The following is a 9,092-nucleotide window of genomic DNA, read 5'->3' on the forward strand; positions in this document are numbered from 1 at the left end:
GTGTGACGTGTGGTAACTCCACCTTACCGATGAGCCCGGTGGCCACCGAGTTCGAAATCGCATGGGGTTGGGCATGCCCAACCCCATGCGATCACCTCAATCTACACCGGAAATTACACCACGAGCGCGGACGCTAACAATCCCAAGGTCCGCATCGATCGGATCACGGGCATGATCAGCGTGTCGGGCAAGGCGGGTGATTTCGCCGGGCGCTGCCAGAAATATGATCCGAATACCGTTGAGCGCGCATTCTGACGAGCATCGAGCGCCGCTGTCTGGCCGTTATGGGGGGAACATGGGAATGAAAAAGTGGATCGCCGCTGCGGTGGCTGTGGTCGTGATTGTGGGCGGGATATACCTCGGATCGCCCTATTACGCTATGCATTCACTGCGCACTGCCGCTCTCGAAGCAGATACCGATAAGCTGGAGGCCAGAGTCGACTTCCCGGCCGTCAGGGAAAGCCTGAAGTCGCAGATGTCGGCGGCAATAATGGCGAAGATGCAGAGTGATCCCGAGATGAGGGATAACCCGTTTGCGGCGCTAGGCGCTTTGATGATCCCAGCCATGATTGACCGTATGATCGACAGCTTTGTGACGCCGGATGGTATCGCTGCGCTGGTGAGGGGGCAGAAGCCGACCGAGAAGGAGAAGGTTGAGCAGAACCCCGATATCGAAAGCACCAGTGCCTATGTGAATCTCGATCGCTTCCGAGTCCGCCTGCACAACAAGAAACTCGATGAAGAAGGGCCGTCGTTCCTGTTAGAGCGCCGTGGCTTTGCGTCATGGAAGCTGATCAAGCTGGAGATGCCCGCTGATCTGTTCGAGGACAAGAAATAGGTAGGTGGGGTTGGAACGGCCATGAGCATCATGCTCATGGCCGTTCATCTCAAAGTTCGTCATGCAGCTAGCAAAATCGGTGCACCATCATCCCCGTCATTGCCGCCTTTTTTCCGGCGCAGCAGGTTCCCCTCGGCAAACATCAGCTTGTCGAGCAAACGACGTTCGATGAAGTCATCGGTGGCGATCGCGGCTTCGGACATGATGCCGTCACCGGCGCGGAACCGGGCAATCAGTCGGTCACGCGCAGCAATGAAATCCGGCCTTTCCCGCTCATCTTCCATGGCTCGATCGCAGGCCGCATAATAGGCGGGATAATCATGCCTGCCCTCATGGACGAATAGGCTACCGAGCTTCTTTCTCCCCGTTCCGCCGCTGCGGACCCAGTCTCGATAGCGGGCAGATCGCGTGGCAAGCTTATCCCAGATATAGACCCGAGTGGTCGGCTGCGCGAAAGTTGCGATCTTGCTCGCCGCTGACGTTTCCTGCGTGCTGCGTTCAACGAGTGGAGCGAGACGCGCACTCAGAGCCGGTATCGCCGTCAACGGAGTAAACTCACTTGCCTCGCTCGTGTCCCGGATTGCTTCGGCCGCAGCGTCGACGTCCCAAGTGCGGAACATGGTCAATTGGAATGTGACAAGGAAGCGGTGTGCCTGTTCGGCTGTTACCGGACCACCATAGCGCCCCTGAAAGAGCATCAGCCAGTGCGTGTCAGGCTGGTTGCGGCCAATCTTCAGGTCATGCGGGCCGCACCATTTGATCACGTCAGCCTCGGCGGCGGCTAGCAGTTCTTTCCGGTATGCTTCCAGCAAATTAGCCTCCATAAACTTTGCTGGCGGGAGGATATTGGTATGGAATAAAAAGGAAATCCGGGAATTTTCCCACCGTTGTTGTTGACGATTTGTTATGGAATTGTCTCAGGTAAAAGCAGACCTGCATCTACAAGCGTCTTCGATCCAAAGATGCTCAGCACGAACTGAAAACCTGAAGCGGTCAGCCGCAATGTCTCGCGCGTCACGATGTCCTCATGGACCTCAATCATGCCGTTCGATACCATGTCTCGGCCGACCCCATTTTCGATAATGTATTCCACACCCTCAACATGCAGCCTCCGGGGAAGAAGGCATCCTGCCTCCAGCATAATGCCATTAGCGAGGGCTGTCGCTACTACTGCCCCAGCTTGCCGGGGCTTCATGCCAATCGTGTCGTCGTTTTTCCACAGACCGGCCGCCCGAGAGAATGTAGCTACGGGTTTGATTGGGACTGACTTTACTGGTGTCAGTTTCTGGAACCATTTGTTGATCAGATTGCGGTCTGGATCATCTGCTTCACCCCAAAGCGAATCTCGCCGCCGCTGCCTGCTTTCCTCTGATGGGTTTGATGCGCCTTCCCCGCCATCAGTCTGGTTGGTCAGCGGGCCACGCCGAAGGTCATGGCGACCAATCTCAGTGATGAGGGCACGTTCGCGCGAATGAGCAGAGAGTTCATCGGGGTAGGAGCTATCGATCCGATATTGAACTGCACCCCCCTTTCGGTGGAGACTCCGGATGACATTCAGTTTGTGAGTCAGAAGCCGTGTGTTGCGGGCTTCGGCTTCATGGTGAAGGCAACGGAGTTTGACACCCTTCCCGACATAGAATGGCTCCCCATCGGGGCGGCAAAGAACATAAACATAATGGGGCTGATGATCGCGCAGAACGCTGCGAACCCCGACAGCATCGCAAAGAAAGTTCAACTTTTCTCCACTTCATCGTCATGCTGTGCGACGAACGCCGATACGCTCCCATACTCCTCTTTCACCCGCGTTTGCACCTTGCACATCATATCCGATCCTCGCTCGGGCCAGCCGTGGTTCTCAAACATGGCAAGAAAGCTGCCGTATCGCTCCGAAGCGATACGCGAGATTGCCTTCGCATCGCCGCCCGGTTTGAAATTCGACATGTTGTTCTCCGTTTCATCCCGGCACGAAAGACATTGTTTCTGACCTCTGATAAAGTTGGGCCAGCTCCGTATGACCGACACGAAACTGGCTGCGCCGCTTGATCGCAGGTGCTGCCGAAGACGCATTTTCCATTTTCACCGCCGGATCATAATATATCACACCGGCGGCGAACGCTTTCAGAAACAGCAGAAAATCGGTCTGCTCGCAAAGTAAGATGCGCGGACCGAAGCTATATTCTGGCGGCGGTGTGTGGAACAATGACGGCACATAGGCTGCCTGCGCATGCTTACGATTCCAGTGAGCCATCAGGCCCTTGAAGGTCCATGAGGCAGCGATGACATCCTGATCATCGACAAGCGTCATACCGCCATCAAGGTCAACGATCTTCCCGCTCGTGCTGTCATAACCTTCCATAGTCATTCGCAAGCCGGTGAGATGATTAGCTTGGCGCTGGCAATCATAACGACCGCCAAAATTGAGCCGATCTGGTTTCCCTGACTGATCCGGATACCCAAATTTCCTGAGGAATTCAGCGACCCCGTCGGTCCGGTATATTCCTCCGGTGGGTTCAGGGGTCATAAGCGTGACAGGAGACTTTGGTCGATAGGTTATGAAATCGCCCACGCCATATTGCTTCACTTCCCACCCCATAAAGTCGGGCTCTGCGCAGCCGTTGGGGGTGATGCCCAGTTCAGCTTCCAGCGTATATCCGCCGCCATTTCGGGCCGCATAGGGGGCCTTTACCCCATTGGCAGCTAACTTCTGGGACATAATCCATTGAAGCTCGTATATCCGACGTAATTCATTGAGCAGGATTGTTTTGGGACTTTCCTGTTGCGCGAGCGTCAGCGGAAGTTCGAGGAAGACCCCTATCGTGGGCCATTCTCGCGCATTGAGTTCGACAGTCACGGGATGATCCGCGTCTGCGGCATAACCCATCACCTCACCTTGAGGAGCGACTCCCAATATCAGCACGCGGCCTTCATCGCGCACTCGCATGATCCCTGACGGAGCGCCACGGCATCCGAGCAGAAACCCGGACATGCGGACTTCAGGATATTTTGGATAGAGGATCAGTCCGGTGTTCGGCGCATGATGTCTGCCGTCATCGTCGATCCAGTAGAAATCGACCGCTGCCTTTGCCCGATCCCGGACCGCTCCAGCGATTTCGGCTCCATCGGTGTAGATGTTCCCGTGAGGGATTATGTTCAGGGCCGAAAAGTCGCCTCCCAGATAAACCTGATTCTTGGAGTTGTCGTTGGGGGCCAGTTTCTTTGCGTAGATGCGGGATGCGCCGTTGTGACGCATCAGGTCCAGCAACTGCCCAAGTGATCCGACCAATTATCCGCCCCTGATGGTGATAGCCTGCTCGTCAGACTGTATCCATGCGATAAGACGTTGCATAGCCGTCGGAAATTCTATTCTGGCTTTGCCTTTCAGAGCGCACTCCCAGATGATCGCTACACGCCAACCGGCTGCCTTAAGGCTCGCAATAGCCCACTCATCATTCTCGACATTACGGGCGATCTTGGTGTGCCAGAACTCCTCGCGTGTGGCAGGCCATTTAAACAGGTGGCAATCATGCTGATGCCAGAAGCAGCCATTTACGAAGATCACCGCCCGGAAACGCGGAAACACCAGATCGGGTTTGCCGGGCAGGTCCTTTACATGCAGCCGATATCGAAGCCCGGCTGCATGTAACGCCTTTCTGATCTGTAATTCCGGTTTGGTATGGCTGCCCTTGATTGCAGCCATATTCCGGCTGCGGGTCACGGCATCATGGACGTCCACCAAGCCTCAGGCGGCTTTGCGCTGATCGCCTGCTTCCACAAGCGTCTGGATATGGGGCTGCATAATCCGGGCTACGGCTTCAAAGACCGGCACGGCCACGGAGTTGCCGAATTGCTTATATGCCTGCGTATCGGAAACCGGGATTTTGAAGTCATCTCCGTAACCCATCAGGCGCGCACATTCACGGGGAGTCAGCCTGCGGGGATTTTTCCCTTTGCCCTGACTGACAAGGATTTCGGAGCCATCCTTATAGTATCGGGCAGACAGTGTCCGGGTGACATCGTTCGGGGTGACGAGACCAAAGCCGAAGCCATTACCGGCAGCCTTGTGTTTGTCCGCATAGCCCTGAAGATATTGCCAGAGCTTATCCGTCAGAGTGTATTTGCCGTTCACGGCAGCGTTCGTCCCAAGCGTGAAGGCGGCTTCGGGCTTCTCCGACGCATCTTCGGGATGCAGGATGGCTTTCAGGCGGACACTGCCCTTCGCAGGGAGCTTCAGATCATCCCACGAGAATGGGACATCTTCCCTGAAGCCAACGATAACGATTCGCTCCCGATGCTGCGGGAGGAAATGCTGGGCATCAATGACTTTATGCCAGACTTTATAGCCCAGTTCCTCCGTGAGCGTCTTCAGGATCACCTGAAAAGTGCGCCCCTTGTCGTGGCTGGTGAGGTTTTTGACATTCTCGAGCAAGAATGCCGAGGGGTGCTTCGCTTTCAGAATGCGTGCCACATCGAAGAACAAAGTTCCCTGAGTTTCATCCGCAAAGCCGTGGGAGCGGCCGAGAGAATTCTTCTTGGAAACACCGGCGATCGAGAAAGGCTGGCAGGGAAAACCTGCGAGCAAAACGTCATGATCGGGAATGTCATCTGCGCCGATTGTAGTGATGTCGCCGTGAGGTGGGTGATTGTCGCGAAAATTGGCGGCATAGGTCTGCTGGGAAAACTTGTTCCATTCAGACGTGAAAACGCAATGGCCGCCGATCGCATCGAATCCCTTGCGAATGCCGCCAATACCGGCGAACAGGTCGATGAAATTGAAGCGACTTGTAGATGGCGCTGGCGCGACAGATGCCATTGATTTCAACAGGCCGACCGCAGCTTCACGTGGTTTTCCATCACCGGCCTCCCAGCGCTGGACCTGACGGGCGCTATACCCTGTCATGAGCGCGACATCGTCGATCGAAAGACCGGCGCGGATGCGAAGGGCGGCGAATTCGTTGATCATGAAACCTCTGGGACAATTTTCGACACCATGTCATAAAGCTGCCCAGAAAGGCAAGTGCCTCTCTCGCAAATATTCTCTATTTGTTCCATATCTCATGCATCTTCGCGCCGCAACGACTGGTAGAGCGAAATTCACCAGAACGGCTAAGCTGATTGCCGAGACACCCCTTGCCCGGCCACAAAAAGGGCAAATTCAGCCGACCTGAATGGGGACAAAAACGTATAAATTGCTGTCAGCCTCCGAGCGATAAATGACAAGCTCAGCAGCGTCGTTCCCGGCGGCGATTTGCAGCCAGACGGGCGGCGAGCCGGGTTCTGGCTGGATATAATCCGGTGATGCTGACACGATCTCCATCATGTCTCCCGGCATCGGCATCAGGTGCATCTGACTGGTTGCATGCAACCGTTGCAGAAACGGCGCGACATCGTGTTGCCTCCGTATGCGGTCGGTAACCTGTGCCAGTTCGGTCTCTACGCTCATATCGCGGGCAGATACACGAATGGTTTCACCGGCGGCAATGCCTGACTGCGGCGGAAGCCTGAACTGTCGCTGTGAGCCCTCGCTGAATGGTGTCATCGATGCCCCTGTGCACGGACAACCTCGGAGGAAATTCGGGAGAAAAGCTCGACCGGATCAGTTTCCAATGCCTGCGCAATGTCCAAAAGAACCAGCACGTCCACCCCTTGGTGGCTCCCCTCAATCTTGCTGATGTAACTCTGGGTTTTGCCAATCCGCTCAGCGAGCACGGCTTGATGCAGCCCGACGCGTTCTCGGGCTTCCCGAATAATACGGGCGATGATCCGTCGTTCTTCAGAATAAGCTGGTCCTGCCACCAAGTCCGGCTAATCGCGGCTTGCGTGTATTCCATTTTGGAATATAAATGCCGTGGATTTTCAGGGGGGTATCGATGGAAGGTCTTCGTCCTTTTTCGCGCATTTTTGATTTTTCTGGCCGTTCGGGTCGCGCGGAATTTTGGCAATTCCACGCGCTGATGTGGTCCGCCATGGTTGCGGCTTCTTTGGTCGAGTATGTGATTGGCGACCGCATCGGAATTCTCACCGGCCTGATCGGGTTGGTATGCGCGATTCCCCAGATTTCCGTCACTGTCCGGCGCTATCACGATACGGGGCGTTCGGGGCAGATGCTGGCCTTCTATGCGGTTCTGGCCGTCGTCGGCATTTTCCTGATTGCGAACGCCGAGACTGCTCAGGGGGCTTTCAAAGGCTATGGTGTAATCCTAGTGGGTGTCGGCTATACCCTTTACGTTGCTGTCAAGCGCGGCGATGAAGGCGAAAACGCATACGGCTATCCGGATGGTGTCGAAATGCTCGAAGCTCCCCGTTCTCAGTATCCGGTTAACGATCACGCGTCGGGATGGACGCCGCCCGCTCAGGCGTCCTCCGCCGACGATACGATGACCCGCATCGAGCGGCTCGGATCGCTTCGTGACCGTGGGTTGCTATCCGAAGACGAGTTCCTCAGCCAGAAAGCAGCGATCTTGGCGCAAGGCTGATCGATGAAATGGCCTTGCACGCCGCTTTTGTTTCTGGGGATGGCCGCCTGTGTTGATGAGCCAATCCGGGACTGCGATGGCATTGAGCAGGAGGTCGTCGCGATGGAGCAGGGCCTGTTGAAGATCACCGGAGCGCGAGAAACATCGCGCTCCCCCAAGGATTTGGTCTGCCATGGCACTGCGATCTACAAAAACAACGTCGAAATCGAGATGCGATACCGCGTCTATATCGACGAAGATGGCGAGGAAATGATCGCCTACGATACGGACGAGGCGGATGCTGCGCGTGAAGCTGCTGAGCAACGGCAAGCTGAGCAACAGATGAAGGCCGCCGTCGATGACGCTATTCAGGATTTTGATCCGCACATGCGGGACAATTTGCCACCGGGTGCATGGGATCGAATGCGCAATGGTGGCGGCCCCACATCCTATTGATCGCGCCGCTTCTGTATGGCCGCTCGTGGCCCGCTCCAGCAGAACAGCATCAAGAAATCCTCGACCTCATCCATTGGATCGCCCTTTGCGAGGCGGCGCTCGATGATGGCTGGGGCCTTACGCTCCAACAGGTTGGTGAAGAAATTTCGTGAATTATCATTTTCCATGAAGTATTTAGCGCAGGAACGCGAACCGATGAAGGCTGTCCTCATGACAATATGAACCTGCTTGAAGGGAGATATTGTTATGGAGTCCATCGAGCCGATCTCGGGGTGGATGTTGAACCGCATCGTCGCGTTGGACAGTGTCCGGCCGGGCTTCGCCGGATACATGCTGCGTGCCGGTGTAGAGCGCCGTCAGGTGGTCGCGGCGTTCTTGGCCACGGCGAAACCGACCGACCATGGCAATGAGGAAATCGCGCGTATCCTCATGAAGGATCGACACCACGCGATCCTCCTTATGGCCTATGATCATGTCCCGGCCGGTTTTCGGAGTGCTCTGGCAAAGTGTGGCGCGCAACCTCATGATCGAGAATTCTACCCGCGTCTTTGGAGCATTCTGAACGGCGGGCCGCGCCACGCTATCACCGCCGTTCAGAGCGCGCCCACGTTGGGCCCCGATCGCCTTTCGATCATCACAAGCCTCCCTGTCGATCTGTCCGACAGTCGGATCAGCGCGAAGATCAAGGACAAGGCGCAGGCTGCCGACATCGTCCTTGCCGTCGATCTGCTGGAGCGGCGCGGGCTCGATCGGACCAAAATTGTCGAGGCGCTCCGTCGGTCAACCAAGCTTGCCGATACGATCAAGCGGTGGTCCTTTCGGATGCCTTTTCCGGCGGGTCCGATCCGAGCCTGTGACGGCTATCGGCCAATTATCGATGGTCTGGATTTGGCCGCAACCGCCAAACGCTACCGCAACTGTAGCCGCCGCTACTTCACCGCGCTGCTGTCTGCCGAACATGCATTTGGCGAATTCCAGCATGATGGGCAGAACGTATTGATCTCTTACGATCGCAGTCAGGGCTATTGGCTGATTGAGGGCGTTTATGGTCATCGCAATGGCAACGTTCCTGCTGGCGTCTCTGATGCCGCCTATGCCTTCGCCGCTAGGAATGGCATCATGACCCGTCGAATGGTCGACCGGAGCGATAATGCAATGGAGGCGCTGCGCCGGTTGTCCCGCCATTATGCGGACTGGGATATCTAAGAGGCTGTGTCAGAACGCTGACGTAACGGTGGACGGCCGAGTTTCGATGTGATTCCGAGGGGTTGCGACACCAACCTTGGAAGCCATCATGTGGAACCCGACCGCCCGCGCGCATCATAGCCGCGCACAGCTTCGCTATG

Annotated in this window: 13 protein-coding genes; 4 read left to right on the top strand and 9 right to left on the bottom strand. The window is 56.1% G+C overall.

What is annotated here, in order from left to right:
• Positions 1–301: 301 nt before the first annotated feature.
• A complete protein-coding gene (locus AC13EK_RS02410) occupies positions 302–838 on the top strand; it encodes a DUF2939 domain-containing protein (protein WP_169860018.1) in 537 nt (178 codons plus the stop codon).
• Positions 839–897: 59 nt separating this feature from the next.
• Here AC13EK_RS02410 and AC13EK_RS02415 read toward each other — a convergent pair whose 3' ends face one another.
• The 8 genes from AC13EK_RS02415 to AC13EK_RS02450 all read right to left on the bottom strand — a co-directional run bounded on the left by AC13EK_RS02415 (position 898) and on the right by AC13EK_RS02450 (position 6,631).
• A complete protein-coding gene (locus AC13EK_RS02415; protein WP_169860017.1) occupies positions 898–1,650 on the bottom strand; it encodes a hypothetical protein in 753 nt (250 codons plus the stop codon).
• Between the two features lie 92 nt (positions 1,651–1,742).
• Complete coding sequence (locus AC13EK_RS02420) at positions 1,743–2,573, bottom strand: GIY-YIG nuclease family protein (protein ID WP_169860016.1); 831 nt, start codon at positions 2,571–2,573, stop codon at positions 1,743–1,745.
• Positions 2,570–2,779: a hypothetical protein gene (locus AC13EK_RS02425; protein WP_483022005.1), complete on the bottom strand. Its 210-nt coding sequence runs from the start codon at positions 2,777–2,779 to the stop codon at positions 2,570–2,572. Before AC13EK_RS02425 ends, AC13EK_RS02420 begins: the two co-directional genes overlap by 4 nt.
• Positions 2,780–2,792: 13 nt before the next feature.
• Positions 2,793–4,121, bottom strand: coding sequence for an MvaI/BcnI family restriction endonuclease (locus AC13EK_RS02430; RefSeq protein WP_169860014.1), 1,329 nt, complete (start codon positions 4,119–4,121; stop codon positions 2,793–2,795).
• On the bottom strand, positions 4,122–4,571 hold the full coding sequence (locus AC13EK_RS02435; protein ID WP_328805872.1) for a very short patch repair endonuclease: 450 nt from the start codon (positions 4,569–4,571) through the stop codon (positions 4,122–4,124).
• A 6-nt stretch (positions 4,572–4,577) separates the two neighbouring features.
• Positions 4,578–5,798, bottom strand: a complete 1,221-nt coding sequence (gene dcm, locus AC13EK_RS02440) for a DNA (cytosine-5-)-methyltransferase (protein ID WP_169860012.1) — start codon at positions 5,796–5,798, stop codon at positions 4,578–4,580.
• 192 nt (positions 5,799–5,990) lie between these two features.
• Positions 5,991–6,374: a hypothetical protein gene (locus AC13EK_RS02445; protein WP_169860011.1), complete on the bottom strand. Its 384-nt coding sequence runs from the start codon at positions 6,372–6,374 to the stop codon at positions 5,991–5,993.
• On the bottom strand, positions 6,371–6,631 hold the full coding sequence (locus tag AC13EK_RS02450; RefSeq protein WP_169860010.1) for a helix-turn-helix domain-containing protein: 261 nt from the start codon (positions 6,629–6,631) through the stop codon (positions 6,371–6,373). The genes AC13EK_RS02445 and AC13EK_RS02450 overlap by 4 nt, the downstream gene beginning before the upstream one ends.
• A gap of 74 nt (positions 6,632–6,705) precedes the next feature.
• On the opposite strand from AC13EK_RS02450, the gene AC13EK_RS02455 reads away from it, so the two are divergent.
• Both AC13EK_RS02455 and AC13EK_RS02460 read left to right on the top strand, forming a co-directional pair.
• Positions 6,706–7,311, top strand: coding sequence for a DUF805 domain-containing protein (locus AC13EK_RS02455; RefSeq protein ID WP_169860009.1), 606 nt, complete (start codon positions 6,706–6,708; stop codon positions 7,309–7,311).
• 3 nt (positions 7,312–7,314) lie between these two features.
• On the top strand, positions 7,315–7,746 hold the full coding sequence (locus AC13EK_RS02460; RefSeq protein ID WP_169860008.1) for a hypothetical protein: 432 nt from the start codon (positions 7,315–7,317) through the stop codon (positions 7,744–7,746).
• Here the strand turns inward: AC13EK_RS02460 and AC13EK_RS02465 are convergent.
• Entirely contained in the window at positions 7,740–7,958 is a 219-nt protein-coding gene (locus AC13EK_RS02465; RefSeq protein ID WP_169860007.1) for a hypothetical protein, read from the bottom strand. The two genes, AC13EK_RS02460 and AC13EK_RS02465, sit on opposite strands and share 7 nt — an antisense overlap.
• Positions 7,959–7,992: 34 nt before the next feature.
• Between AC13EK_RS02465 and AC13EK_RS02470 the strand changes: the two genes are divergently transcribed.
• Complete coding sequence (locus AC13EK_RS02470) at positions 7,993–8,952, top strand: hypothetical protein (protein WP_169860006.1); 960 nt, start codon at positions 7,993–7,995, stop codon at positions 8,950–8,952.
• Positions 8,953–9,092 lie beyond the last annotated feature (140 nt).

This window comes from Sphingobium sp. L-44, assembly GCF_056859495.1.